Source organism: Ruegeria sp. CG4 (assembly GCF_056537185.1).
The window spans coordinates 85,814-112,701 of record NZ_JBQFRB010000008.1 but is presented as its reverse complement, the minus strand read 5'-3'; the positions used below and the strand labels follow the sequence as shown (position 1 = coordinate 112,701).

Here is a 26,888-nt window from a genome sequence, read left to right as displayed (position 1 = left end):
TCCCGTCGGTCAGGCCAGAATCGCATATTGCAAACTACCTCATCATTTTATCATCACAGCGTTTTTCGTGCACGAGGTATGATCATGATATGGTCCCGGATAAACCGCTTAACCTGTTTCCTTCTCGTTACCGCGATCGCGTCAGGTCCGGTTGTCGCCCAAGATCACACTCTGCACGAAGACAGTGTAAAGGAGGTATTGGGGACCGAGGAATTCTCCCCCTATGCCGGGCGCAATTTCCCAACGCTACCCATGTGGGGTGATACGCATCTGCACACCATCGTCTCCGTTGATGCGGGAACCATGACCCGTTTGACACAGGAAGATGCTTTTCGCTTTGCGCGCGGTGAAGAGGTGATCACCACTCATGGATTGCGCGCCAAGCTGTCGCGTCCGCTGGATTTCGTGGTCATTGCCGATCACGCCGAAATGTACGGGCTGATGCCACAACTATTGAAGGGTGATCGGGAGATTCTGGCGACAGAGACCGGTAAGCGATGGTACGATGCGCTGACCAGCGGTGATGACCAAAGGGCCTTTGACACTGCGATGGAAATTGTCGGCACATTGTCCGATGACGAACCTCCGATTGAGAGTGGCGCGGCTGTCAAGAATGCCTGGCGAGAATACACCGCACTGGCAGACCGTTACAACGAACCGGGCCGTTTCTCGGCTGTGATCGGGTACGAATACACCACCAATGGTGGCAACAACCTGCATCGCAACGTGATCTTTCGTGGAGATGCGAACGAAGCCAATCAGACGCTGCCATTTTCACAATATGACAGCAAGAACCCCGAAGACCTGTGGCGCCATCTGGCCGCGTTCGAAGAGCGCACCGGCGGCGATGTCATTGCCATTCCGCATAACGGAAACCTCAGCAACGGGCGCATGTTCGATGTGGAAAGCTTTGACGGCGGCCCTTTGACCGACGAAATTATTCGGCTGCGCAACCGGTTCGAACGGCTCTACGAGGTCACCCAGATCAAAGGCACAGGCGAGGCACATCCGATGCTGTCGCCTGACGATGCCTTTGCGGATCAAGACATCTGGGACCGGTCCAATCTGGACGGTACAGAGCTGAAAGAGCCGGACATGCTTCAGTATGAGTACACCCGTGAAGCCCTGAAGAACGGCATGAAGCTGGAGGCCCAGTTTGGAGTGAACCCGTTCAAGTTTGGTCAGATCGGCAGCACCGACGCCCATAATGGACTGACCGCAGTCGAAGAGAATAATTTTTTCGGCAAGCATTCCGGCGTCGAGCCAGAACCGCATCGCTGGAAGCATACTGTGATTGAGGCGCCTGACCCGGATCTGTCGATCCTTGGCTGGCAGCAGGCAGCAGGCGGCTATGCGGCGGTCTGGGCTGTCGAAAACACGCGCGAAGCCATTTTCGATGCGATGAAGCGGCGCGAGGTCTATGGCACAACCGGCTCTCGCATGCTGGTTCGATTCTTTGGGGGCTATGAATTCTCCGGGGAAGACACACTCAGCCGTCTGCCGGCGGATATCGGTTACGCCAAGGGCGTGCCGATGGGAGGGGATCTAGCGCAACCTCGGGAGGGCCAGGTGCCGTCCTTTTTGGTGGCTGCCCTGCGCGATCCCCTCTCGGGCAATCTGGACCGCATTCAGATCATCAAGGGCTGGATCGACTCCGATGGAAACGGACAGGAAAAGATCTATGACGTGGTCTGGTCCGGGGATCGGGAACCAAACGAAGATGGAACAGTGGGTGATGTCGGCAATACGGTCGACGTGACCAATGCCACCTGGACCAATACCATCGGGGCCCCGGAACTGATCGGTATCTGGACGGATCCCGACTTTGATCCGGAACTGCGGTCCTTCTATTACGCACGGGTCATTGAAATCCCCACGCCGCGCTGGACCGCCTATGAAGCCAAGCGCTTTGGCGTCGAAATGCCACCCGAAGTGCCGATGGTTACAACCGAACGCGCCTATACGGCCCCGATCTGGTATACGCCCGGCTGACGGCCCAATGCCGACATTTGCTTCATCAAACAACGCTGCAATGCGGCTTCCGCAAAGCGGTCATTGTGGCTCGGCCGCACTCATCAGCTCACGAAGCAGCCTTTTATGCGTCACTCCCGTCATCTGGCTCACGTTGAAGCGCATAAACGAGTTCTTGGACCGGGTCGGACTGAAGACATTTCCCGGGGCAAGCACAACGCCTTGTTTGAGAGCTTCCCGTGCCAGCAGGGCCGAATCCCTTCCGTCTGGCAGCTCACACCATAGGTAAAATCCGCCCTTGGGATACACGAAGGGCTTGATGTTTAGGGTGCCCAACTCATCGATAGAACGCGCGCGGGCGCGATCCAGTTTGGCCCTCAGCGTGTCCATATGTTTGCGGTAGCTCCCATCGGTGAGGGCTGCGTGCAGCAATTCTGACACCATCGGGCTCGGCCCACCAAAGCTGATTGCGACCTGAAGGTCGATCAGGGCGGCAATCCAGCTAGGCCTGGCAGCTATGTATCCGCATCGTAGCGACGCCGAAAGCGTCTTGGAGAAGCTGCCAATCGTAAGAACACGGTCCAGCCCATCCAACGCGGCTAGACGCGGAGACAGGCCCGGCTCGAACTCAGCAAAGATAGCGTCTTCCACGATAAGCAGATCATGGGTCTCGGCCAGAGATAACACGCGATGCGCGGTCGCTGCTGAGAGCGTCGCGCCAGTTGGATTGTGCAATGCCGAGTTGGTCAGATAGAGTCGGGGACGCTCTTTGCGTAGAACGCTTTCGAATATCGTGAGATCGGGACCATTGGGCGTGTAGGGCACACTAACAAGTGCGACCTGATGCGCACGCAAGAGGGCTTGAAAATTGAAATAGCACGGATCGTCCACCAGAACTGTATCACCCGGCTTGAGCAGCAATCTGCAGATCAAATCCAGCGCTTGTGACCCAGAATTTGTAAGCAAAACGGTGTTTGGGTCGACGTCTATGTTTTGATCGCCCAACATGCGTGCCACGTGTTGGCGCAGGCCCGCGTGCCCCTTTGCATTGCTATAATCGGTCAACACATTGCTGTTGCCCCGTGCCACATTACGCATGGCCCGACGCAGTGACGCCAGAGGCATCCAGTCTGACGGCATCCACCCGCATCCGGGCTTCTCCATGCTGTCTTCTGCATCAATGGATTGCCGAGCGACCCAAAGCGGATCAATCTCTCGCTCAAGCTGTGGCCCGGTTTGCGACACGACAAAGGGCTGAACGCGGTCGGAAACAAAGAAACCAGAACCGCGTCGGGCAAAGATAACGCCCTCAGCGGCCAAGACGTCGTAGGCCTCAACTACGGTCGAGGGTGAGACGCCCAATCTACGTGCGAGCACCCGGACAGACGGCAGCTTGGTTCCTGTGCTATATGTACGAGACCGTATCCTGCGTGTGATATGGTCCATCACGAGTGTGCGACGGGTCGCTTTGGCCATGGTACAATCAATCTGTTTGGGTTCATCTACCGTTACAGTTCGAGTGAACTGTACTGTTCTGTATCTGCATTTACTACAGCGCTTCCACTACAAGATCCAAAAAGGATTGTGTGGCGATGACGTCTTCATTTTCGGGTTGGGGCAGTGGATTGATCGGTGTGCTGATCTTCAGTGGATCCTTGCCCGCGACACGAGTGGCCATAAATGGATTTGACCCTCTTTTTCTGACCTCGGCTCGTGCCGTGCTGGCGACAGCTCTAGCACTGTGTTTGCTGGTCTTATTCAAACAGCTTAAACCTTCGCTGGCGGATCTGGGATCCCTCATAACAGTGGCTTTGGGCGTCGTGATCGGCTTTCCTCTGCTGACAGCCTTGGCCCTTCAGCACATCACGGCTGCGCATTCAATCGTCTTCATCGGGCTTTTGCCCTTGAGTACCGCTGCATTTGGCGCGTTGCGCGGCGGCGAACGTCCGGCCGGAATGTTCTGGTTGTTTTCCGTCTTGGGGAGTGCGGCCGTCGTTGGTTTTGCCCTCACGCAAAGTGCAGAAGTGTCCCTGATTGGAGACCTGTTTATGCTGGCGGCCATCCTCGCCTGCGGATTGGGCTACGCCGAAGGGGCGCTGCTCTCGCGTCGATTGGGCGGCTGGCAGGTGATTTCCTGGGCGCTTGTCTTGTCATCACCGTTCATGGTCATTCTCGCAATCTTCACATGGCCTGACACATTTGCCGATTTGAGCATGCCTGTCTGGCTCAGTTTGGGATACGTCTCCATTTTTTCGATGCTGGTTGGATTTGTGTTTTGGTATCGCGGTCTGGCTCGCGGGGGCACAGCAGGTGTTGGGCAGCTACAACTGCTTCAGCCATTTTTCGGCTTGATCCTTGCAGCGGCCTTACTAGCGGAACCGGTCGCGCCTTCGATGATCGGGGTAACGGTTTTCGTCGTGATTTGCGTGGCCGGTGCGAAGCACTTCGCGTAACGGGACAAAGCAGACTTTCAATCGAATAAATTGAAAGTCCGCTTCTTGGTTGTAGCGCATGCTTTAACTGAGGTGATGCACTTCTTGAAGGCCATAGACCGGCGTCAGGATGCCCTCCATCCGAGCCTTTATCTGCAGCGAGAGAAACTGTGAATAATGCCGGGACTGATGCAGGTTTCCACCATGCATCCAAAGGTTTGGAACCTGTGTCGGCTTCCACATATTGCGTTGCTCGCCTTCCCAAGGCCCCGGGTCCTTGGTTGTGTCAGAGCCCAGACCCCAACATTTCCCAAGCCGATCCGCCATATCCTGACCCATCAGGTCAGCAACCCAGCCGTTCATCGAATTATACCCGGTCGCATAGACCACCAGATCAGCATCCAGATGCGTTCTGTCATCAAGGATGACTCCGGTTTCATCAAGGGCTGTAACCTGACCGCGTTTCAGCTTGATCTCACCATCAATGATCAACTGGCTGGCCCCAATATCGATGTAATAGCCTGATCCGCGGCGCAGGTATTTCATGAACAGCCCGCTTTCGTCATCGCCCCAATCCAGCCAGAACCCGGCCTTTTCCAAACCGTCATAAAACTCTTTGTCCTGCTCTTTCATCGCGGCATAGGCCGGAATCTGGAATTCATGCAGAATGCGATAAGGCAGTGATGCAAAGATCAGATCGGCCTTTTCGGTCGTCATGCCAGACCGCACCGCACGTTCAGAATAAAGATCGCCCAGTCCGATTTCCATAAGGGTGTCCGAGCGGACAATATGGGTTGAGGACCGCTGCACCATTGTCACATCGGCATCGTTTTCCCAAAGCGCGGCGCAGATGTCATGGGCCGAGTTGTTGGACCCCACCACGACAACTTTCTTGCCTGCCCATCTGGCCGGCCCGTCGTGTTCCGAAGAATGTGCCTGCTCACCCTTAAAAACATCCATACCCGGAAAATCAGGCATGCGTTTCTTGCCGGACATACCCGTCGCCATGATCAGCTGCTTGGGCCGCAACACCACCTCTTCGCCATCCCGGTCCACCGTGATAGTCCATTCGCCCTTGTCTTCATCGAAGGTGGCGGATTTGGCCGTCGTGCGCGTCCAATAATTCAGCTCCATCACTTTGGTGTACATCTCAAGCCAGTCGCCGATCTTGTCCTTGGGCGAGAACACGGGCCAGTTTTCCGGGAACTTGATGTAAGGCAGATGGTCATACCAGACCGGATCATGCAGGCAGAGGGATTTGTAGCGATTGCGCCAACTATCGCCAGGCCGGTCATTCCGTTCAACGATGATCGTCGGGACGCCGAGCTGTCGCAGCCGCGCACCCATGGCGATCCCACCCTGACCACCTCCGATGATGACGCAGTAGGGCTGTGTTTTGTTGCCCAGTTCAGCCTCTTCTTGGGCCCGTTCTTCCGCCCATGTGGTCCTGTGTTTACCCGCACCATGCTTGGCCCCAAGTGGGCGGTTGAACCCTTTAGGCTCTTCATGACCTTTCAGCTCGACCATCGTGGTCAGCAAGGTCCATATCTTGCCATCCTTGAGGCGGATTAACCCAAAGCCGCGTGCCACTTCGGTTTCGAACTCGATCCATGCGGTGGTTATTCCGCCATCTTCAGTGGGTACTTCACCTTCGGCTATTTTCCAACCGCTCGGCTTTGTTGTGGCCAACTGATGCGCGAGCATATCTGCCACCTGCGCCTTGCCTTCGACCGTTTTGATATTCCAGGTAAAGCTGACCAGATCGCGCCAATAGCAATCGTCCTGGAACATATCGCAGGCGGCATCGATATCGCCTTGGGATAAAGCCGTACCGAAGTCATCCAGGAACCCCTGCACCTGATCCGAGAGTGTTGTGTCGAGCATGTCATCCTCCCTATCTCCACGGAGCAAAAGGCTGGCAAATCCGCGTCCCTTCGGGCAAGTCGATTTGGCGGCTCAACGCTTGACCTCGGCCAAAAATCCCAAGACTTGTTGCGCGCGCAACAAGGGCGCAACACGAAGGCATGTGCGTTTATGCAGGTGGAATAAGCCCGGCCTTTCGCACACGGCGCAGGATTGTCGACCGGTTCACGCCAAGGCGTCGCGCCACTTGAGACATATTCCAATCGCAAGCACGCAGCAGTGCTTCCAGATCATCTGAGTCCAGCTTTTGCGCAGGGGCGAGCGCCGGGGCTGGCAAATCCGTCAAGTCGATGATGTTGTCCTGACACAGGGCGACCGCGCTGTGCAGCAGATGTTCCAGTTCACGAATATTGCCGCTCCATAGTCGTGATTTCAGATCGGCGCGCGCGACTGTCGACAGGTGAATATCATGGCTTGCAAACCGTCGAAGCAGGCGATCAATTAGCCAATCCAGATCCGCTCGGTGGCGCAAAGGCGGCAGAGAAAATGTGGCCCCCGCAATCCGGTGCAGCAGATCTTCACGCAGACCGCCCTGCAATCCCGCCGGGGGCTGCCGACATGAGGCAATGATCCTCAGATCAGCCCGCCGCTCAAGCACTGCTAAAAGAGAGGCCTGTGCAGGCTCGCTCAGGTCTTCGACACCGCTCAGGAACAGCGTGCCGGGGTCGATGGTTTGGCAGAAATCGAATGTCTCGGTATCGCAACAGATCACTGTGTGGAAATCCTGTCTCGCAGGATCGGCCATGTGGATCGCACGCGCCAGTTTGGTCTTGCCCGTGCCGCTTTCACCAGTCAGCAAAAGCGGCAGGCTGGTCGGTGCAAGACGCGCAGCATTGTTCAAAAGCTGCTGAAGGTCCGCATCCGGCCCCGCAAAACTGCCAAGGGCTCCGGGCAGAACCTGTTCTCGCTTGCGCAGGGCCGCCGTCATCTGCGACGTCTGTGGCGCAACGGCATGACCATAGAGCGCTCGCCCGTCCTTGAGGTGTAGAACGCGGTCTTCGGACGGTCTGCCGCGCATGAACTCCGGCATGTCATCAACACTGATTTCAAGCCAGTCCTGCAATTGCGACCCGATCAGGTGGCCCGAACCGTCCGGGTCCAGTGCGCGTCGGGCCCCCGAGGTCATACCAATGATCTTGCCGCTTCCGTCCACTGCAACCGCCGCTTCAGGATCGACCTCGAGAAATTCGGGGCTTGCTGAAAAGCGCAGGACCCAATCGCGCCTGGTCGATGCCATCAGGTTTGCCATCTCGACGCGACGGGCGGAATTCGTCACCAATGTCATGGCCAGATTCTGCGACGCCTTAGGCGAAGGGCCACGCAACAACGAAACATCCAAAACAGCCGCAAGACCACCTTTGGTATCGAAAATAGGCGCTGCCGTACAAGACAGCGGCGTATGCGTGATCGAAAAATGATCCCCCTGATGGATCGTCACCGGCTGACCTGTAACGATACACGACCCTACCCCGTTCGTTCCTGCCAACTCTTCCGTCCACTTGAATCCCAGATGAAGACCGGCAGTTCTGAGTTCGTCCTCGAAGTTCCGGTCGCCAAAGAAATCGACGCAGACGCCATCTGCATCCGCAAGCAGCAGGACATAGTTCTGCCCTGCCACCTGCGCAAACAGCGATTGCAGCCCCGAGCGCGCCGTTGCGATCAGACGTTCGGATTGTTCCAGATGTTCACGGAATTTGGTGTCAGGCAGTATGTACGCTGGTTCCTGTCGTGAGGGATCCATACCATAGGTCTCAACACAGCGCTGCCAGCTGTCCGCGACAAGTCGGTCTCGCCCTGTATCGAACCCGCTCAAGACACGGTCAATCTCTTTTGAATGCTGGCGATCCAACAGCTTCCCGTCCTGCAAACCCTTCCTAAAAATAGCAGGTGGAAGGCTTCGCGCCTATGCTCAAATTTCGTCTGGCAAACGTTTGGCGCTTCGTTTCGTCAAGCTGACCTTCGTTGAACGCGCGGCATAGCTCACTTTCGGGCTCTCCCGACGCTTTCGCCGCGCTATCCACGAGCGACAGGTCCGGGACGAACTACCTTTTGCTGAACCGCTGACGAACCGGAAAGTAGCGGACAGTAAGGATTTTGAGTGTGGCAAAATGTAATAAAGACTTTACTGCGGGGATTCAGTTTTCTTGGTTTCAAATTTCTGAGGTTTCGCTAACTTCGCGTCGAGTGGCGTTAATCTATGTTCACCAACTATACCAGTCACCTATTGCGGTAACCCTGCTTTTAACCAACCTTCACGCCAATTGTTTGCACAAGATGGGACAGTGAATATTGGTAATTGAGTCTGCGCCGAGGTTACGGTCAGCCCTGGGCGCAAAGCCTGAAGATTTGCAACCGCTTCGCGAGCAGCATCACCATCGGTGAGGTGGCCCAGAGCAGCGATCAGCATGAGATGACTCATTACGAAGTTTGAACGCACAGATAAGGCATTTCGGCAAGCCTTAATGGATTCTTCATAGCGCCCAAGATGGAATAGTGCACTTGCTTGAGCGAGATAAGCAGCATGGCGCAATGGATCGTGCGGGCTGAAGTCCACAGATTGAGTTGCGTGGCTGAGTGCCTCCTCTGGGCGATTAAGCAGAAACAGGTTGATGGACGCCAGCATGTGAACTGTTGCGGCGTTTGGGTTCTGCTCGAGAGCTTGTTTAAACGCAACCCGCGCGCGTGGTAAATCCCGCGCCAGCATTGAGATTGAATGCGCAGCATACGCCAGTGCGATCCCGTCTGCACGATCGCTAAGCAGCACCCGTTCGGCTGCTTTTACGGCCTCTTTCGGCCCTTCGCCAATAGGCTCAAGCCCTTGGACCATGCGTTGAATATGCAACCAAGCCAACAAACCTGATGCTGACGCATATTCCGGGTCGCGACCCAGTGCGAGGGTCGTCAGCCTTATGGCCTCTCGATTGTCTTCATCCGTCAATAGGTGGAAGTGCGATTGCGCTCGCAGGTAAAGTTCATAGGCTTCCAAATTATCCGTGGGTTTCGCGCGCGCGCGGTTTGTTTCGGCGTGCCGTAGCGATGGCTCAATCGCTGTAATGACTTCCAGCGTGACTTTGTCTTGAAGGTCGAAAATATCATCAAGTACGCCGTCAAAGCGTTCTGCCCAGAGATGACTGCCGTTTTCCGCATCAATCAATTGCCCAGTAATGCGGACGCGTTGACCTGCTCGTCTGACCGAGCCCTCGAGAACATAGCGCACTCCAAGTATGCGACCAACTTCGCGAATATCCGTGCTTTTGCCTTTAAAAGTGAAGGACGAATTTCGGGCCACGACCATCAGCCAGCGGAAACGAGACAACTCTGTGATGATGTCTTCTGTGATTCCGTCCGCAAAGAATTCCTGTTCGGGATCATCAGACATATTGTCGAATGGAAGCACTGCAATCCCAGGTCTAGCATCCGTTTTTTGAGATAGGTTGGCTGAAGTGCCCTTAGGCCAGCACCAAACACCAATGCGGCGCGTGATGTTTTTGAGTTCCGTCTGCTCACCGCCGTCGAACTTGGATGCATCGCCTCGGTCAAGACTGTTGTGAGATGTATCCGACAACAATACCTGATCTGGCTCGGCCATTGCTTCGAGACGAGCGGCGACATTTATTCCATCACCAAAAATGTCGTCGCCTTCGGTGACAACCTCGCCGGTATGAATGCCAATTCGAAGCTTGATACTGTCTGGTTTCTGAGCAGACTGTATTGCGATAGCGCAATCTACAGCGTCTGATGTGGACTTAAACTCGGCGATCCAACCATCGCCCAAGCTTTTGATCATTGTCCCGCCATGGGCTTTCAGAAGCAATTGGAGCGTATCTTCACGAAATGATCGGAGCGCACTAATCGTACCTTCCCGGTCATAATCCATCAGTGCTGAGTAGCCGACAATGTCCGCCGCAAGCACCGTCGTAAGACGTCTGTCCATTCGTTCCCCCTGTTTTAAGGAACTTAACGCGACACTCGACTTCTGTCAGCCCGACAAGGTCGCCTTTTAACGTCACCTTTGGGCTCATCGGCAACATTCGCCGCGCCGTCCTTGAACGACCGCAACTCATGCAGCTTTGGATTTCAGGCTCTCCCGCAATTGACCCTAAGTTACAGGAAACAGCCGACCCGAGAAACGCTATAGCAGACGGTGTTGGAAATTGGCCTTGGGTTTCAATTCGATGAGGCGCTCAAGACCTACGTCACGCAACAGATGGTTAGGCAATTCGTCCAAGCAATAAACCTTCCGTTTCCGGCGCAGGAGGTTCCCAAAGAGTTGACAGATGCTTGTGATATGCAGCCACCAGCCCTTTGGTGGCGGCTGCATCAGTGCGGAGTTTGAAAAGTTCATCGCGCTGCTTCTTCCAAAGACCGAACGCCTTGATTTACACCTTGTGAAAGGTGCCTTGATGATTGAGCTTGGGACGACGCGTTGGCACACGCTTCGATGTGGGTCGCGATGCGATTTGCGCTGATACCCGCCGCGTGGAAAAATCCCTGAAACAACAATCCGTACCCTGTGAACCAAAGACCGGGATTTCGGGGATCTTCCTGACCCATCGGATGAAGTGGGTAACCTTTGTTGTCCAACGCACCCATGTGCCCGAAGAGTTCATCCAGATCTGCTCGATAACCAGTGGCGCAGATCACTACGTCAGGGTAGATTTTTCGACCACTTGCCAGTTCAACGGCGTGGGGTGAAAAGCCGACGGTTTCGCTGACGGCCGCAAACCGACCAGACTTCAGCGCAGAGACAAAACCATCATCCAGAGCGAAGGTTACTCCGTCTTTCAGCATCCGGGAACCACCGCCCATGACATGGCGGCGCAAGCCATAGCGGCGCAGGTTCCCAAAGAAGGCGCGCTGCATGATCGAAAAGATCGGATCGAGCGACCATTTGGGGAATAGCGTGAAGAGGTTGGCCAGCCGCTGTAGCGAAAAGCCGAAGACGCGGGATGGCAGGATCGATGGCCCGTGCCTGACCGAAACCCAGACCTGCGCCGGGTTACAGCGAGACAAATGATTCAACACATCTGTGCCCGAGTTGCCGGCCCCGATGACAAGGACTTTCTTCCCGTCGTATTCACTGGGGTCATCGAAGTCGGCGGCGTGGATGATTTGACCGCCAAACTCCTCCATGCCCGGCCAAACGGGCATATCAGGCACTTTCTCCCGCCCCGTTGCGACAATCAGGTGAGCGCTGAAATAGGTGCCCCTGTTGGTTTCAATCTGCCAGATGTCGTCTTCGTGGAGGATTGACAGGACGCGGGTCTCGAAGTGGATATCGGAAGCAAACTGACGCGCATACTCGCTCAGGTAATCGACAACAGCATCTCGGGGCAAAAAGGTGTCCGAGTTACGAGGTGCGTGATATCCGGGAAGGCTGGCGAAATGGCGATGAATGTTCAGCCGCAACTTCGGATGCCGTGCGCGCCACGGATCGGCCACCCTGTCGGACGCTTCCAGAATGGTGAACGGAATGTTCCGGGCGCGCAGTTCAGAGGCCGCAGCCAACCCGGAAAGACCGGCTCCGATAATGATGGCGGTTGTTGAATGGGGAAATGTCATTTGAGAACTCCAAAAACAGTGCGCTTAACGGCGCGCGAAGAAATATGCGTTGAGTTGATCATGAGGCAGGTGATGGGTCTCGACCTGCCCGAAGCCTGCATTGGCGAGGTATTCCTGTGCTGTCTCAATGCCCCACATTGCTCCGAGGCCTGGCCCGCCTTGCCCAATTGACACTGGCGTGCAGTGCATCAGCGACAGGGAATAAAGCAGGGGTGCAAACGGATTTTGGATGTTGGTTTCTAGATTCCGGGATCCGCCTATATCTTGCATCAGAAGCAATCCGTCCTCGGCGAGTGAGCGGTAGACAAGGTCCAGCAATCCCTGCGGGTCTTTCTGATCGTGCACCGCATCAAACGCTGTGATCAGATCGAAACGTCCCAGAGACTTGACCTTGGAAAGGTCCTGCGCACGAAACGTCAGGTTCTTCAGACCCATGCGTGCCGCTGAGACTTGCGTTTCAGTAAAGGCGTCCTCACACAGATCGATCCCCATAAAGCGGCTTGCAGGAAAGGCTTGGGCCAGTTCCATCATCGCGCGGCCTGCGCCACAGCCCACGTCCAGAACATCAATCCCGTGTTCAAGACGCTCGATCAGACCGGGTTCCACAGGAAGGATGTGCTCTATCAGGGCCGATACCACCAGCTGAGCGCTGTCTTCTGCCATGACTTCATGAAAGCGACAGTAGTCATGGTAATGGGTGCCAGCCCCATCTCGAAACCGTGCGACCATGTCCTCCTCGACCGAGGCCATGACACCAATGAACTGGCAGGTTACAGCCATGTTGTCGGGTTCCGCCGCGCGAGTAAGCAGCGCCGCGTGTTCAGGCGGAAGATTGTAGGTTCCGGCTCCGGGGTCGTAATCGACCACGCCTGACGTCACCATCACAGCCAGCCATTCACGAATGTAACGCTCGGCTAAACCAGCCTTCTCGGCCAGAGTTTTCGAGGTCGCGTTGGGTAAACCGGCGAGCGCGTCAAATAGGTTGGTACGGTGGCCAATCGACGTCATCAACGCGAGCGCGGCACTATTCAATGTGTCGACCATCTGCTCTCCAAAGCGCTCTGCCTTGGCCTCATCAAAAGTAACTGTTGTTTGGTCGTTCATGGGGCTTCTCCGATGTTTTTGGCGTTCATATCGTCTGTTTCTGCATCGGTATTGCCGCAAGGTTGCGAGTCGTGATATGCCCAAGATTGACCAAAACGGTGAATATCGGACATAGCGATGCAAACATTCAAAGCCCCTTGTCGTACAACGGTTGTGACTTTGCCCTGCGTCGGAACCTCGACGGCTTACAGTATTCTCGATGCACTTGCCTCGGTCGGCCGGGATTGGGAAATGCTACATGGGGCCCGTCCCAAGGCGAAGATCTTTGACGCCAAGATGTTGTCGGTAGATGGAGCACCTTATGTCGACATCAACGGACGACGTATCACGCCGGACGGATCACTGGCCGATTATGGTCAACCTGACCTGGTAATCGTTCCTGATCTGCATCTTGCGCCTGACGCACCGTTGCCAGATGAATTCGCCGTGGTGATCCCGTGGCTTGTCAAGGCGTACGCTGACGGCGCAATCATCACGTCTGTTTGTTCTGGTGCGCTCTTACTCGCGGCGGCGGGCTTGTTGGATGGCCTTGATGCCACCAGTCATTGGAGTTTCTGTGATGTCATCGCCCGGAAATTCCCGGATGTCCGCGTGCGCCGAGAACGAATTCTGATACCTGCGGGTGACGGGCATCGGATTGTGACCGCTGGTGGAGCGTCTGCGTGGGGTGATCTGGTTCTGTATCTGGTCGGCCGAATTGCTGGACAGGATGAGGCCCGACGCCTCGCCAAGATTTACTTGCTCCAGCCTCACACTGAAGGACAGTTGCACTACGCTTCTTTGATTGCGGGAGCACAACATGAGGATGCGCTGGTTGCAGATGCCCAGGTTTGGGCCGCGGATAACTATGCCCTGCCAACCCCAGTTGCCGCCATGGCCGCCCGAAGCGGTCTGACCGAGCGAAGTCTGTTGCGGCGGTTTCGCAAAGCCACCGGGCAGACCCCGGTTGAGTACATTCAGACGCTCAGGGTCGAAGAGGCTAAACAGATGCTGGAAACGACCGATATGCCCATCGACGATATAGCTGCCGAGGTTGGATATACAGAGCCATCAAGTTTCCGAAATGCGTTTCGGAGATATGTGGGCATGCCTGCATCGGCCTATCGGAAGAAACGCTTATCGCTGGCTCCTTCGGCGCTTTAGAACGAGTGCTTCGAATGATGCAAGTTGCGTGGGCTTGTTATTCAGCATTCATGATCGAAGCCGCGGTCTGCATGAATGACGGGTAGTCGCGCCGCGGGGCGGCACCGAATTTTTCGCTCATGCCGTATTATTTTGTGACGCGTGCGCGCGTAGCGGGAAAATCGGATTTACGGGTTGGGCTCTCCCAACGCCTTCGCCGCGCTTTGTCCGAACGGCGGATCTGGGAAACGGGGGATTTCCAGACAGCAGAGCATGGCCATCCACGACGCCACAACCGCTGAATAATATTGTCTCGAAATCGCGTCCAACAATCTACGTTCAGTGGCTGGATAATTTGATGAGAAGGCAGATACTTGAAAACGCGGGGAAAACCCTGTTCGCATTTAATGTGAGCCGGAGCGGATGATTGCAGGCTGGTTGCAAATAATCTGGGTTCATTCGCAGATAATCCGGGTTTGGCCCCTCCGATAGATGCAAATAATTCAGGCCGAAAATCAGGATGATTGCAAGCCGAACTGATTATGTTTGCAGGTCATTACAGCTAAGGCTCCCGGCGTTTGGCAGTGAAAGTGATTTTAATGAAGATCAAGTTGACCTCGATGCTGAGGCTCAAGTCGATTTTCTGAAGCTGTTTTCTCACGGCTTTTAGGCGGCGAGCTGCTAGTTTGCGAAGCTGTTTTGATTTTTTGCGAATGTATTTCATGTCTGTCTCCTGTTGAAAATTCGCGGCTCCCGAACACGCCGGGAAAGCAGACCAGTCAACACGCGCGCAGCGCATCGTAGGGCTTGGTGTTTACGGGTCTGCGCGGCGTGTATCTTGGCCGCTCATTTTCATCGGGACGGATCTAAGGCAGGCGCGCAAAAAACAGAGGTTCGCAGTGGAACCGGCGACCTGGTGCGGTGTGTGCAGAACTTAGAGTTTTGAGGGAAAGGCAGTCGGCCCAGACTCGCGGCAACGATCGGGCCGACTGGCTCAAAAGAGCGTTTTTGCCGATTGCCGTCGGCTTAGTGAGATTAGCACGGCAACAGCGGACGTTAAAGCCGATCCGTTCCGGCCGCCATGCGGCCCCGTGCGCTGGAAGCGCACAGTCCTGGCTAATCGGGGCGGTGGCCCCGGTTCGCCGGGACGCCACAACCGAATGAGCTGGTTAGCCCGGATAGGGGTTTGCTGGGCTGTAACGTGTGCCAGCCTCGACAAAGCAGCCGTTGCGGCCACTCAGCCATGCGCGATGAAATGACGAACGCGCAAGTATGCGGCGAAGTGGCCGGGGCATTGTCCAACCGCCATACCCTGACAAATAGATGCGGTGAAGAATTTGATTCATAGGCGACCTCTGATCTGAGACTGTGGAATGGTAGGCGTGTTGGCCGACCTAAGAAAGCCGCGCGCCACGCATGGCGGCGCGCAAGCAGTGGTCAAACCTCCTTTCCGTCGCTGTCAAACCGGCGGACAAGCTGAAAATCTATGAAGCCAAACGAAACCAGATCGGCAAAATGGGCACGGGCTTCGTCTGAATCGGCGTAGGTTTCCGGGTCCGTTCCATCCGGCAAGTCGATTTCGAAAAACTGCATTGCATCGCAAGCGATCCTGACAATTGGTTTTGTAGACATCGGCTTTCCCTCAGCGGCGGATTCTGATGATTTTCGTGTGAACGCTGGCCGTCGAAAAAGTGTTTGGCGGCAAGGTTTCGAGTTCTTCGGCCTCGTCGTGGTGGAATGTGACAGGGACCAGGGCAACAAGGGTTGCCGGTTCGTCATGCCCACCCTGCCCTAGCAGGGACAAAGCCGCCTCGATGTGGGCGCGTACCTGCTTAAAAGGCGGGTTCATGATGATACGGGGAAACTGCGCGCGGCCTCTGACTTCCTCCGCATACTCAAGAAAACAACGGTTGATCGTGGGGCCAATGGCGCGCAGTTTTGCCGCAAGCGTGTTGTGGCGCTCGATCATAGTCAATTCGCAAGTGCTGTGACCTGATGCAATCAGCGCCTTTGCGAGCTGGCCGGTCCCGGCGCTTGGCTCCAATGTCAGATAGTCACCTTGCGGCCCGAGATAACCAACCATCCGCGCGGCTACAGGATCGGGCGTCACGTGGCATTCGGTGAACTTGTCAACGGCGATAACCTCGGGGGCCTTCAGCTCGTCCAGTTGGGGCGCGTCATGCCGCACCCTAACCGGAATGGTTAGGGGCCTGTTCGGGCGGTAGTAGATGCTTGGCCGTTTCTGAGTCATCGTCCTAGCCTTTCAACTTCAAGGGCGTTCGTGGCTTGGTTGACTATCCGTTGCGCCGTGTTTGCCTCGATTCCGGTCTCCATCAAACGGCGCATTGTGACCGCCTTGCCCAGAACGGTCAGGCGCGAAAAACCCTCCTGAACGTATTCCATCGGGTCGGCTTCAACGATCTGGCATTCTCCCTCCGTGTGACCGTGGCTGATTGCCTTTTGCCGCCTCCCCTGCAAATTCTCGGGCAGGATTGCCGCGCCCTGAGTGAGCGCGACAGCGTAGGTGTAAAGGTGGGTTTCCCAATGACGGGTCATTGTGCAATTTCCTCGTCAAAATCTGCAGGGGCGTCATGCTGCTTTTGATCGGTGATCAGGATAGCAGCCCATCCAGCCGAGAAACGCGGCCCTTCGTGGTTCGGGTTCGGTGCGATCCGCACCCGGAAAGCGCCGCAAGCTGAAAGCCGCGTTCCCCTGTAGTCGGTGCCAATTTTGGCAAATTCGGCCTTGGTCATTTCCACCTGTGGAACAAACTCGACTGTTCTATTCCACGGGTTGCGAACCAAAAATTTGCCGCTCTGCGCTTTGAAATTCAGAATAGGCGGCTTTGCCGGTTTCTTTTCGGGCGGCACGTACCCGCAAGACTGCATCAAGTCGCGCCACTCGTCGGCGGATAGCTCAACGGTGCTGCCATCGGCCACATGAGCGGGCAACGGGGCGTCACATTCCACAGAAAACAGATCGTCATCGACCTTTTTCCCCTTCGGTTTGTCTGCGCCGTGTTCGCGGACAAACATTTGCAACAGAGTCGGCGTAATCTCACCTTCAAAACGTGGCACATCGCCCAGCATTTCGCGTTCATATGAAAGGCGGTTCAAGGTGTGAGTGATCCAGCGGGACAGGTGGTCGCTTTCGATGGTGCGTTTTGCGGCCTCGATGCACTGCGCGCGGGCTTCTGCCGGTGTGGTCTTGCCGTCTGTAACTGCCGAATAGAGGCCACAAGGCACCGAAGGGCTGCGGCCCAGAATGAAACTGATTTGCGCGTCAGTGGTCGCGCTTTCCCACATTGCCAAGGCTTTATGCGCAGCGTTCAACCGGCGCTGAAGGTCGCGCAGCTCGGCCAGTAGTTTCTTGATCCGACGCGCGCGCACCTTGGGGTCATTCTTCCGGTTTGCATGACGCTCGACACCTGCCGCGCGATATTGCCAATAACCGATAGCGCCATGAGCCTTAACGGCTTTGTCCATTGCGTTGTGCATCCGCTCTTGTGTCTTGCGGGCTTTGCGCTCGGAGTGATGCCCGACAAGGATAGGCTGACCAAATTCGAATGCACGGGACAGTTCATCAGCGGCCCGGTGAAATGCGTTTGCCTGTTCGGCGCGTTTCTGTGCGATCCCGTCCAGGCGATCCGCTGTGATCTGCGCCCGTTCGGCCATTGTGGTTTCTTCGGGTTCAATCTCGCCTGCCAGTTCAAGCGCAAGGTTTTCGCGGGCAACGGTCCACATTGGGGCAACGAACAATTCCTGTTTAGGTGCCCACTTGAAGCCTGCGGCTTTGACGCGCTCGTATGTGTCGGCGTCCAATCGCTCCGAGGCATACAAACGGATCTTATTGTCCTCGGGGGAGTAAGTTGCACTGATATTAATATCAAAATCAGCCATTCGTGGCGTCTCCTTATCGTGGCGATGCGGTTGCCGGTGTTTCCCAGCTTTCCGCCAATGGGCGCGGCCTTCTGATCTGTTAGCTGATAGATGGACCACATCTATCGGCTGGCAGAACAGGAGGGCGAAGCCCTGCCTGTGGCCTGGGGCGGGACTGTCACGGGGTCGGAGTGGCAAAAAAATGGGAGGGAACCGCGCGCTCGCGCGTGGGAGGAACCGGTTTTTTGACATGGAGACGACGCGCACCGCGCGGCGCTTGCCCCTTGACCGGCCCGACGCAGGATGCGGGCGGATCGGGATGATGGGACCGGCCTGCCGGTCACAGCAGCCCCACTATTGGACAATGCCAGGGCCGGGGTGAGCGCGCTTTAGCGCGTCGATCCTCAGCCCTGTCAATTGATCAATGTGAACCGCGCGCCGCGCGCGGGTCTCAATTCACCGTTTGCGTGGTCTTGTCAGAAAACAAAAGCACGCGTGTTATCCTGCCTCGACGGAAACACTATATTTAGTATACTTACGTTAAGCACCCACAATATGATTGCTTTTGAACCCCTTTTGTTCTATTCTTTTGCTAAGCTGCCAAGGGGAAAAACTGATGCCCGAAACTGCCATTTCAGAGACACAGACAGCACTGCCAGCAACGGCAAAGCAACTTGCTTATGCACGCAAGTTGGCAGAGCAACAAAACGTCGTTTTGCCCTGGGAAATCCAGCAAGATCGGCGCGCGATGAGCCAATGGATCGACACGCAGAGATCAGCACCTCGCGTTCGCGATACAAGGCCAAGCTCGAAGCAGGTGGCATTTGCGGAACGCATCGCCCGGATCAAGCGCAGTCCTGTTCCGGACGAGTGCTTTCGGGATCGCACTCTGATGTCCCGCTGGATCGATAGCAACAAACCTTGAACAATATCGCGTTGGTTTGGCACCTTTGGCGTTGCCTTGCCACGTTGGAAGAACCTCAGATGCGGTGCTTTCACACATGCCTTGCTGCGTACCGTTCCATTGAATAAGCCGCATCATCTAACCATGGGATCAATCGCCTATGCTCCAACCGGAACATAGCCTCGGCGACGTTTTTGTCTTTCAAGTATATGGAGCGCGTCAGCAGCCTGGGCTTCGTCATCGTACGTCACCATCATGGCTTGCCCGTTTGTGCCAATACGTCCCCAGGTGCGAAGAACGGAAACTTCACCAAACAGCGTCGGCTGCAACTCTATTCCGTAGAACCGTGCCATGTTGACGTCAGGGTCTACATGGATCAGGTGGACAGGTGTGGTGTCTGTCAGCTCCATGCGCCCAGTATTTCTTGGCACAGCCCAGCTGTCCAATGACAATGCGATATCTATTCGCCGGGAGCGATTCATACCCGTGATGTGAGGCGGCACGGGTTTCACCCGGCCTTATCATTCTGGTCGCACCATATGCGAGTTGAAGATCTTTGCAGTCCCTCCATTCCCCGGATCAGGGTTGACGAGCCCGACCCTTGTCGCGTCCGCTGTGGTTATGGACGTAGATGAAAACAAAGTGGATGAGGCAGTCCTGGCGCTGCTCTGGTTGACGCTGCATGACGAGCGCCGCGCATGGAAAGGCTTTGACTGGGACGCGCTTGACCGCTTGCACCGGAAGGGGTTGATCCTGGATCCGGTTGGAAAGGCAAAATCGGTGGTGTTGACCGATCAAGGCCTGCATCGATCCAAAGAACTTTTCGCAGAGCTTTTTGAGCGGGAGCCAAAGACATAGCATTCGCCACGACAAGACCATCCATGCAACGCAGATCTGCACAAGCCTGTGATCTGGCTGGCGGTTGCAATCTGCGCTAGATCGCCTCTGTCTGGCGAACAGGGAGAAGCTGAAGATGACAACGGGGAACGATCTTGGTGGGCTCATTCGGTTTATCACCCGTGACGAGATTTGGCACGAGCGGCTCGCGGACGTGTTGGACGAGCATTTTCTGCCAAGTCTCGAAGCCTTTGATCTCGATTTCGAGGATCTGGGCGACCTGCTGGGCGAGGATTGGCCAATGGTTCTGTGGGGCGGTGGCCTGGAAGACTTGCTGGGCAGGACATTCGGACCGGACGCCGAAAACGCTGTAGATGCCTATCTGAAAGGGAGCGGTTCCAAAGAGAGTGCGCAGACCCGCGCCTATATCGAGGGTTTGCGGGACGCGTCGGTCAGCCTTTATGAGGTGAGCGAGGTAGACCCCGGCAGATCCATGGTCTTGCGCAACATGCTTTCGGACGCAGAGCCGGTTACCGTCCGGGAACACAGCGCGACGCAGATGCTGCAGCGATGGGATCGCATCGCAGCTCGGGTTGTCGCACAGGGGGAATATAACGTGATCTCGGGGGCGCTGCTCCCCTTCGACCCCGACACCGTCGCGTTTTTTGAAGACGGGCTCCGCTCCGTGTTGAAATTGAACCCCGACGTTGAACTGAGGCTGACACAGGATCAGCTACACCGTTCCGCACCCCTCTTCACCAATGCCTGGCTCTTCGCACATCTGCCGAACCTACTGGATCCGGAACCACCACAAATCAGCAACAGCGATGGCGACAACCTGCTCTTTCACGACATGCGCTTCCCCCTCGCCAGCAAAGTGACGCAAAGCCAGGTATCTGAAAAGCTAACACAGTCCGCAGAGCTCGTGATCTCAGGCCAGAAGGATTGGACCTGGCTTGACCTCGACACCCCGTCAGGCACCAAGCACGGCACCGGCCTCGTGTTGGACAAATCAATGTCAGGGGCCTCCGTGCTTGGGTCCCTAGATCTGAAAGGTCGGACACTCACACTTTCTGTGAACTCTGCAGCGCGCGCTGAACGCGGCGAAGCCCTGGTCCGGGACCTCCTGGGCGACCTGGTGAAATCTCCGCTGACATCAATCCAGACCGCCGAACAGATGATGGCGGATGACAGCCTGGAGAGCGAAGTGGCAGAAGAAGAGGACATCCCCCCTGCCCTTGCCCATCAGATTGCCCACGAACATCTCGACCATCACTACCGCGACACGCTTGATCAGCCGATCCCGGCCCTGGATGGCAAGACCCCGCGCCAGGCCGCTCGCACCACGGCGGGCAGGAAGAAAGTCATAGACTGGCTGAAGACAATCGAAAACCGCAGCGCGCGCCAGACCGGCTCTCCTGTTGCAGACTATGATTTCAGCTGGATGTGGGACGAGCTCGGATTGTCAGATTACCGAAAGTGAACCCGCGATCGATCAAGTGAAATCTCTCCCAGACCTTCGCCAGGTTTTCATGGAGCGGCAGCACATCTCGTCATTTCTGGTAGTTGCCGTGAGCGCATATCGAATGCACCCACTCCCGGAGTTTCAACGCTGCCAGTAGTGCCTGACACGCACAAACATAAACAGCGATGCAGTGATGTTGCCGATTCCCATGCCGACCCAGACACCGATTGCGCCTGTTTCAAATCCAAGGCAAAGCACCAGCCCAAGCGGCAATGAGACACCCCAGTTTCCGAACAGGCTGATGATCATGGGAACACACGTGTCGTCGCAGCCACGCAGGAGTCCCGCTGAGGTCGTGCCCAAGGGCTCCGCAATCTCAATTGCTGCCAGGATCAGAATCAGCATCACCAAAGTTCGTGTCAGCACGGCAGCATCGGGTTGATTGCCCATAACCACCTCCGACAAGGGGAGCGCCAAAGCTGCAAGGGCCAGGAACAATGCGCCACCCGAGACCAGTGCGATCACGGTCGCGCTGGCGATGACACGTCGTCGGTGCGCGCGCCGCGCATCGACCCCAAGGCGCGCCATGCGTACCATCGCGGCCTGAAGAAGCCCTACTGGGATGGCATATGTGAAGCCCGCCAGCCGCAAGACAATAGCATGCGCCGCAGTGTCCTGGGGGGCTATGGCGGCAATGAACAATGTGGCACCCAAAAAGATGCCGACTTCAGCGAGCGTCGCGATGCCGATGGGCCAGCCGATCCGCACCGCGGACCTGAACTCAGCGAAGTCGATCCAACACGCTAGGCCGCGATCCTCCGCTCGCCAGGCCAGCCAGGCCAACCCCATGGCAATGCAGATGGCGGACAGGCAAGAGGCCACGCCTGCGCCAGTGGCACCCATCCCGTCGAACCCGGCGGCACCATAAATGAAGACCCAGTTCAGACCCGCATTAAGCGGAACGATCCCAAGGGTGATTTTGAGGATCAACCCAGGTTTCTCCAATGCCGTAAGGCGGTTGCGGTAGAAGGTCACCGCCAGCATGGGCAACAGCGTCAGGGCCATGGCCCGTGTATAGCCGGTGCCTTCCAGCAAGAGACCCTGGTCGATCCCGAGCGCCCCAAGATAATTCGGCGCAAACCAAATGGCAGGGATGACTGGAACGGCGGCGGCCGCCAACAACATCCAACCAACGGTTCTCAGCCGGGCTAACCGTGCATAGTCTCTTTTGGCCCAGGCTTCCGCATAGGCCGGGGACAATCCCGCCAGCAGCCCGGTCGCGAGATAGAATAGAATCGAATAGAAATCGCTGCCAATCGCCACCGCTGCCATCGCCTGTGACCCAAGCGCGGCCACCATGAAGGTATCGGTGATGCTCATGGCCATGTTGACCATCGCCACCAACGCGATAGGTGTGGCCAAACGCGAGATCTTACGCATCTCGCAGGTATCAATATAGCGCGCTAAACGGCGGCGGCGCGGACGGAAGGTTTCGGTTGTGATGTCTGCAGCTGTCATGGCGGCCTCGTGGATTTCGGTTGTCATTGCGGGCACGCCCGAGACAGGCAGTCCTGGAGCGTGGATTGCGGGATCGCTCAGCCCTAGTTCGTGACGCTTTTCAGGATCTCAAACGTGGCGCTGGCTCCTATGAACGCGGTGAAACCCAGCGGGCGCGAAGACGACGGCTGTATGGGTTTCAGCGACGTCGATTGCGACCAGACGCTTGCCTGCATCCACCTGGGTGCCAAGCGCGCTATAGCGGCGACGGCAAAGATGAGATCTTTGGTCATTTTGGAATCCTTTCGATATTGGATTGCGTTGTTCGGTCACCAATCCCGATCCACCGTAACCAGGCTGCAATTCAGCGCGTGACAAAGCCGTAAAAGACGCCTCTCACTGGTCGGCCTCCCAATCTTTCGTTGCCTTGGGCACATACTCGGTGAAAGTTGGGTACGTGGAGGACGGTATGACAGAGACCTACGGTGACAGGTTAGGCGAAGGAGCGACTTCTGCGCTGAACCTGCTCGGCGCCTTTGAGCTGAAAGTACACGGACAGGCGGCCAAGGTTTCTTCAAGAAAGGGGCAGTTGCTGCTGGCGCGGCTGGCCACCGAACGGGGCCGGACGATGACGCGTCCGCAACTGGCGGCCTTTCTCTGGCCCGACCACGGCCCAGCTCAAGCGCGCGCGTCTTTGCGCCAAGCCCTGTCCAGGCTGCGCGATGTGATGGGACCGGCGGCATCACTTCTTCAATCGGATGTGGCCAGCGTCTGGCTGGATGATGCGCGAATGGAATACGACCTGGATAGTTTGTCGGTCGATCTTCCGGTGGCCCTACTCTGTCGGCTTGGCGAATTCCTGGAAGGCGTACACGTCGGTGACCCCACATTGCAGGAATGGTTGGAAGCCCAACGACGCCACCAATCAGAACGGTTGATAACCACGCTTGCCACGCGCGCCGAGGCCGAAGCGAAAGATGGCAACCACGAAAACGTAATCCGGCTGGCGCTGCGCCAGATCACTCTGGACCCGCTCAACGAGGCCGCCCACCGACGACTCATGGAGGCGTTTTCCAATAGTCGGCGGTCGTCTCGGGCAATGGAACAATATCAGACGTTACAGGCACTCTTGCGTGGCGAACTCGACGTGGCGCCCGAGAAGGAAACCACGGAGCTATACCACCGCATTCGAAATGAAAGAGCGCAGATACCCCGCGACGATAATACCACACCACCAGAAACCCAGGTCGAGGATACGTTCCCGACCATGCGCCTGGTCACGGTCCTGTGCCTGCGGTTGGATGCCCGGAAAGATACGGTCGAATCTTTGACGACGATTGTGAAAGGCTTCGGTGGTGAGAAACTGCACGCCACTGCCAATGACCTCTGCTTCCTGTTCGGCCTTGAAACCTCTCGCGAAGACGATGCATTGCACGCGTTGGAGGCAGCATCGCAGGCGATTTCCGAGCTGCCGGACCTTGCGGCGGGCATGGCTTTGGGATTGGTGACAAGGGATGGGGGCAATATTCACGGCGAACCCCTGCGCCGGGCCGAAGCGTTGTCGTTCATGGCTGCACCAGGCGAAGTCCTTTCAGGATCGTTCTTGCGCAACCAGACGCGAGGCTGGGCCGAATTCGTCGAGGAAGATTTTCGCGGCAGAAAATTCTGGCGCCTGGTCAGCGTTGAGCGAGGCCCCCTTAGACCCCGGCTGCCATTTGTCGGACGCAAGATCGAGCTGTTGCAGCTTGGCATTTTACAAGACGAGGCGATGGACGGCAGAGGATCGGTGTCGATCCTGGCGGGCAACGCCGGCATGGGGAAAACCCGGCTTACCGAGGAACTAGAAAGCCGCACCAAGGAGGTTGGCGGTCTTGTGTTGCGAATGGAATTCAATCCCACCACCGGGAATAAGGATCCCCTGCGTTCGCGGATTGCCACAAGACTGGCCGGTCTCTTGAACCTGCGCTCACCCGAAGATCTGCACGTGGCGGAAGCGGACCGGAACCCTTTCCTGTTTACCCTGTTCGACAATCACCGATCTAACCTCTCCGGCATAGGCCCCTCCGTTCTGTCGGGCATGGCGGTGGATGCCATATGCGCCATGCTTGACTATGTTCCCGAAACGGGCCTGACGATGGTTCTTGACGATTGCCATTGGGCCACGAGTGAGGAAATCGCCTTTCTGGCGTTGCTATCCAGTCGCCTCTACTTATATCGGGTGTTTGTGGTGGCGACTGAGCGCGCGAATGAAGAAAGGCTGCGCCCTGTGCTTCAGGCACAATCGATGGAAACACCTGTCCACGTCACGATGTTGTCGCCGCTTCGAAAAAGCGAGGCCATGGCCCTGGCGCGCACCGTATCTGTAAACGCCGAAGAGGACGCGACACGGATCGTTGAGCACGCGGCTGGAAACCCGTTGTTCACTATCCGACTAACCGAGGCCAGCAACGAACTGGGCGATACGATTCCAAACTCGGTGATTGCGTTGGCCCAGCTTCAGTTGGATCGCCTGGACGAGCAAATCAGACACCTTTGCCAGAATGCTGCAGTGCTTGGGCGCAGTTTCCCAAGGTCGGATGCTGCACAGATATTTGGCCCCGCATTTGCCTCGGAAGTCTTGACGTCCGGGTTTCTGAACACGCGCGGGTCGCAAATCGAGTTTGACCACGCGCTGATCCAGCAAGCCATCTACGAAGCTACACCCGACCAACAACGCCGGGCCGCCCATACGGCAGCCGCGATGCATTACATGTCACGGGATGCATTCAAGTGGGCTGAACACGCAGTTGCAAGTGGCGACGCCGAACAAGCCACGACCGCCTCGGTTGCTGCAGCGATCGAGGCAGTGGCGCAGAACCGTTTCACAGTCGCGGAACGTTTCGTCACTTCGGGCCTGTCTTCCGCTTGCACCGGCGACAACAAGGCCGAATTACAACGGTCGCTGGCAGATATCCGGCGCGATCAGGGACAGATCGACGAAGCCATCGCCCTTTACCGCGAGGCGACGGACACGGCGGAAAGTGCCAGCGCCCGGCTGCGCGCCCTGGTGGGTCAGGCCTGGATGCTGCGATTTCAAGGCGCAATCGACGAGGCCAACACAGCGTTCGCCAAAGCCGAAAGGCTGACGACGACCCATGACATTTCCGATCTGTCGCGCTGCGATTTTCTGACCGAGCTTGGAAATCGCGCTTTCATTGCAGGCGATGCTCAAGCAGCCTTCTCCGCACATAGCGAGGGTTTGCTGCTTGCCCGGCAGGGTGGCCACGACACCCAAATTGCGCGATCCCTCGGCGGGCTGGGCGATGCACATTATGCGGCATTCGAGCTGATCTCGGCCCGCGAACGTTTTCGAGAATGCGTTGCCTTCGCAGAACAGAACAACCTAGGAATGGTCGCCAATGCCCATCGCCACATGCTGTCTTACACAAGTTTCTTTGTCGATCCCGGCGACGAGGCGATGTCCCTTGCGACGGTTGCAATCGAACGCGCCGTTGCCGAGGGAAATGCCCGCAACGAATTTGCCGCACGGGTAGATTTTTTGGATTACCTTGTTCTGGACCGGAATTTCGATGGGTTCGAAGAACAACTTAAAGCAATCTCGGCACTCCTGGACAGGATTGGCGAGAACCGGTTCCAAAGCGATATCGACGGCGCCAAGTGCACGCGGGCGCTGTTACTAGGTGATAAGGAGACGCTGGGCGAGATATCCGGTCGATATGTCAGAGAACGACCAACACCTTATATGTGGCCAGCCTTTGCCGCGCTCCACGCCTGTTCGTTGGATGATCGCGACGAACGCATGAGTTGGCTTGAAAGAGGGGAAGCGCTATTCGCGCAGGCGAGCATGTCGCACGCGCTGATTTTCTTTCACCATTTCGCGGCACAGGCTACCCGCGATATGCCCGATGTCGCAATAAGCTACGCGCACAAACTCAGGGAACGATCCGGGGCGGAACTGACTGGATTCGCTGAACTCTCGATCCGAACAACTCTGCTTCGGGCTGAAGCCAACCCGGACCAGACCGAGGTCGCTGCGTTGCGCAAGGATTTGACTGCAGCACATCTCAGCGGCTTCTGGCCAGAATTGTTTGACGAATAATTCGAAAGACCGCTTTTACGGTTCTGTCACGCCATTCCTACCGGTCAGGTCACGCATCTTCTGCAATTTCTCTCGCATCACGCCGGGCAACCGC

21 protein-coding genes are annotated in these 26,888 nt (G+C 56.6%); 7 read left to right on the top strand and 14 right to left on the bottom strand.

Annotation, left to right across the window (positions count from 1 at the left end; all coding sequences use genetic code 11):
* Nucleotides 1-84: 84 nt before the first annotated feature.
* A complete protein-coding gene (locus tag ACR0J2_RS18605) occupies nucleotides 85-1,992 on the top strand; it encodes a DUF3604 domain-containing protein (protein ID WP_171676792.1) in 1,908 nt (635 codons plus the stop codon).
* Between the two features lie 60 nt (nucleotides 1,993-2,052).
* Here the strand turns inward: ACR0J2_RS18605 and ACR0J2_RS18600 are convergent, their stop codons facing one another.
* Nucleotides 2,053-3,447: an aminotransferase-like domain-containing protein gene (locus tag ACR0J2_RS18600; protein ID WP_171676794.1), complete on the bottom strand. Its 1,395-nt coding sequence runs from the start codon at nucleotides 3,445-3,447 to the stop codon at nucleotides 2,053-2,055.
* Between the two features lie 116 nt (nucleotides 3,448-3,563).
* On the opposite strand from ACR0J2_RS18600, the gene ACR0J2_RS18595 reads away from it, so the two are divergent.
* Nucleotides 3,564-4,424: a DMT family transporter gene (locus ACR0J2_RS18595; protein ID WP_171181573.1), complete on the top strand. Its 861-nt coding sequence runs from the start codon at nucleotides 3,564-3,566 to the stop codon at nucleotides 4,422-4,424.
* A 63-nt stretch (nucleotides 4,425-4,487) separates the two neighbouring features.
* On the opposite strand, the gene ACR0J2_RS18590 is transcribed toward ACR0J2_RS18595, so the two are convergent.
* The 5 genes from ACR0J2_RS18590 to ACR0J2_RS18570 all read right to left on the bottom strand — a co-directional run bounded on the left by ACR0J2_RS18590 (nucleotide 4,488) and on the right by ACR0J2_RS18570 (nucleotide 12,992).
* The gene (locus ACR0J2_RS18590) at nucleotides 4,488-6,287 is read right to left on the bottom strand and encodes an NAD(P)/FAD-dependent oxidoreductase (protein WP_171676796.1); all 1,800 of its coding nucleotides are present in this window, start codon (nucleotides 6,285-6,287) and stop codon (nucleotides 4,488-4,490) included.
* A 148-nt stretch (nucleotides 6,288-6,435) separates the two neighbouring features.
* A complete protein-coding gene (locus ACR0J2_RS18585) occupies nucleotides 6,436-8,178 on the bottom strand; it encodes a sigma-54-dependent Fis family transcriptional regulator (protein ID WP_171676829.1) in 1,743 nt (580 codons plus the stop codon).
* A 369-nt stretch (nucleotides 8,179-8,547) separates the two neighbouring features.
* Entirely contained in the window at nucleotides 8,548-10,260 is a 1,713-nt protein-coding gene (locus ACR0J2_RS18580) for an adenylate/guanylate cyclase domain-containing protein (RefSeq protein WP_171676798.1), read from the bottom strand.
* A 407-nt stretch (nucleotides 10,261-10,667) separates the two neighbouring features.
* Nucleotides 10,668-11,888 carry a flavin-containing monooxygenase gene (locus ACR0J2_RS18575; RefSeq protein WP_171676800.1) on the bottom strand — a complete coding sequence of 407 codons (1,221 nt, stop codon included), beginning with the start codon at nucleotides 11,886-11,888 and terminating at the stop codon, nucleotides 10,668-10,670.
* A gap of 24 nt (nucleotides 11,889-11,912) precedes the next feature.
* On the bottom strand, nucleotides 11,913-12,992 hold the full coding sequence (locus tag ACR0J2_RS18570) for a class I SAM-dependent methyltransferase (protein ID WP_171676802.1): 1,080 nt from the start codon (nucleotides 12,990-12,992) through the stop codon (nucleotides 11,913-11,915).
* 117 nt (nucleotides 12,993-13,109) lie between these two features.
* Here ACR0J2_RS18570 and ACR0J2_RS18565 point away from each other — a divergent pair, with 117 nt between their 5' ends.
* Nucleotides 13,110-14,135 (top strand): GlxA family transcriptional regulator, encoded by a 1,026-nt coding sequence (locus ACR0J2_RS18565; RefSeq protein WP_171676804.1) that lies wholly within the window; start codon nucleotides 13,110-13,112, stop codon nucleotides 14,133-14,135.
* A 541-nt stretch (nucleotides 14,136-14,676) separates the two neighbouring features.
* Here ACR0J2_RS18565 and ACR0J2_RS18560 read toward each other — a convergent pair.
* From ACR0J2_RS18560 to ACR0J2_RS18540, 5 genes are all read right to left on the bottom strand, one after another.
* Nucleotides 14,677-14,838 carry a hypothetical protein gene (locus ACR0J2_RS18560; RefSeq protein ID WP_171676806.1) on the bottom strand — a complete coding sequence of 54 codons (162 nt, stop codon included), beginning with the start codon at nucleotides 14,836-14,838 and terminating at the stop codon, nucleotides 14,677-14,679.
* Nucleotides 14,839-15,551: 713 nt separating this feature from the next.
* Nucleotides 15,552-15,707: a hypothetical protein gene (locus ACR0J2_RS18555; protein ID WP_480813462.1), complete on the bottom strand. Its 156-nt coding sequence runs from the start codon at nucleotides 15,705-15,707 to the stop codon at nucleotides 15,552-15,554.
* 49 nt (nucleotides 15,708-15,756) lie between these two features.
* Nucleotides 15,757-16,365, bottom strand: a complete 609-nt coding sequence (locus tag ACR0J2_RS18550) for a methyltransferase type 11 (protein WP_171676810.1) — start codon at nucleotides 16,363-16,365, stop codon at nucleotides 15,757-15,759.
* Nucleotides 16,362-16,670, bottom strand: a complete 309-nt coding sequence (locus ACR0J2_RS18545; protein ID WP_171676812.1) for a hypothetical protein — start codon at nucleotides 16,668-16,670, stop codon at nucleotides 16,362-16,364. The genes ACR0J2_RS18550 and ACR0J2_RS18545 overlap by 4 nt, the downstream gene beginning before the upstream one ends.
* The gene (locus ACR0J2_RS18540) at nucleotides 16,667-18,013 is read right to left on the bottom strand and encodes a DUF3560 domain-containing protein (protein WP_171676814.1); all 1,347 of its coding nucleotides are present in this window, start codon (nucleotides 18,011-18,013) and stop codon (nucleotides 16,667-16,669) included. The genes ACR0J2_RS18545 and ACR0J2_RS18540 overlap by 4 nt, the downstream gene beginning before the upstream one ends.
* Nucleotides 18,014-18,608: 595 nt before the next feature.
* Here ACR0J2_RS18540 and ACR0J2_RS18535 point away from each other — a divergent pair.
* On the top strand, nucleotides 18,609-18,917 hold the full coding sequence (locus tag ACR0J2_RS18535; protein WP_171676816.1) for a hypothetical protein: 309 nt from the start codon (nucleotides 18,609-18,611) through the stop codon (nucleotides 18,915-18,917).
* 137 nt (nucleotides 18,918-19,054) lie between these two features.
* Here ACR0J2_RS18535 and ACR0J2_RS18530 read toward each other — a convergent pair whose 3' ends face one another.
* Complete coding sequence (locus tag ACR0J2_RS18530) at nucleotides 19,055-19,306, bottom strand: WGR domain-containing protein (RefSeq protein ID WP_257601408.1); 252 nt, start codon at nucleotides 19,304-19,306, stop codon at nucleotides 19,055-19,057.
* A 211-nt stretch (nucleotides 19,307-19,517) separates the two neighbouring features.
* Between ACR0J2_RS18530 and ACR0J2_RS18525 the strand changes: the two genes are divergently transcribed.
* On the top strand, nucleotides 19,518-19,754 hold the full coding sequence (locus ACR0J2_RS18525; RefSeq protein WP_171676560.1) for a DUF6429 family protein: 237 nt from the start codon (nucleotides 19,518-19,520) through the stop codon (nucleotides 19,752-19,754).
* Between the two features lie 115 nt (nucleotides 19,755-19,869).
* Nucleotides 19,870-21,216, top strand: a complete 1,347-nt coding sequence (locus tag ACR0J2_RS18520) for a DUF7986 domain-containing protein (protein WP_171676458.1) — start codon at nucleotides 19,870-19,872, stop codon at nucleotides 21,214-21,216.
* A 123-nt stretch (nucleotides 21,217-21,339) separates the two neighbouring features.
* Here the strand turns inward: ACR0J2_RS18520 and ACR0J2_RS18515 are convergent, their stop codons facing one another.
* Nucleotides 21,340-22,743: an MATE family efflux transporter gene (locus ACR0J2_RS18515; protein WP_171676460.1), complete on the bottom strand. Its 1,404-nt coding sequence runs from the start codon at nucleotides 22,741-22,743 to the stop codon at nucleotides 21,340-21,342.
* Nucleotides 22,744-22,799: 56 nt separating this feature from the next.
* A complete protein-coding gene (locus ACR0J2_RS18510; protein WP_170424930.1) occupies nucleotides 22,800-22,988 on the bottom strand; it encodes a hypothetical protein in 189 nt (62 codons plus the stop codon).
* Nucleotides 22,989-23,164: 176 nt separating this feature from the next.
* Here ACR0J2_RS18510 and ACR0J2_RS18505 point away from each other — a divergent pair, with 176 nt between their 5' ends.
* Entirely contained in the window at nucleotides 23,165-26,794 is a 3,630-nt protein-coding gene (locus tag ACR0J2_RS18505) for an ATP-binding protein (RefSeq protein ID WP_171676462.1), read from the top strand.
* Nucleotides 26,795-26,888 lie beyond the last annotated feature (94 nt).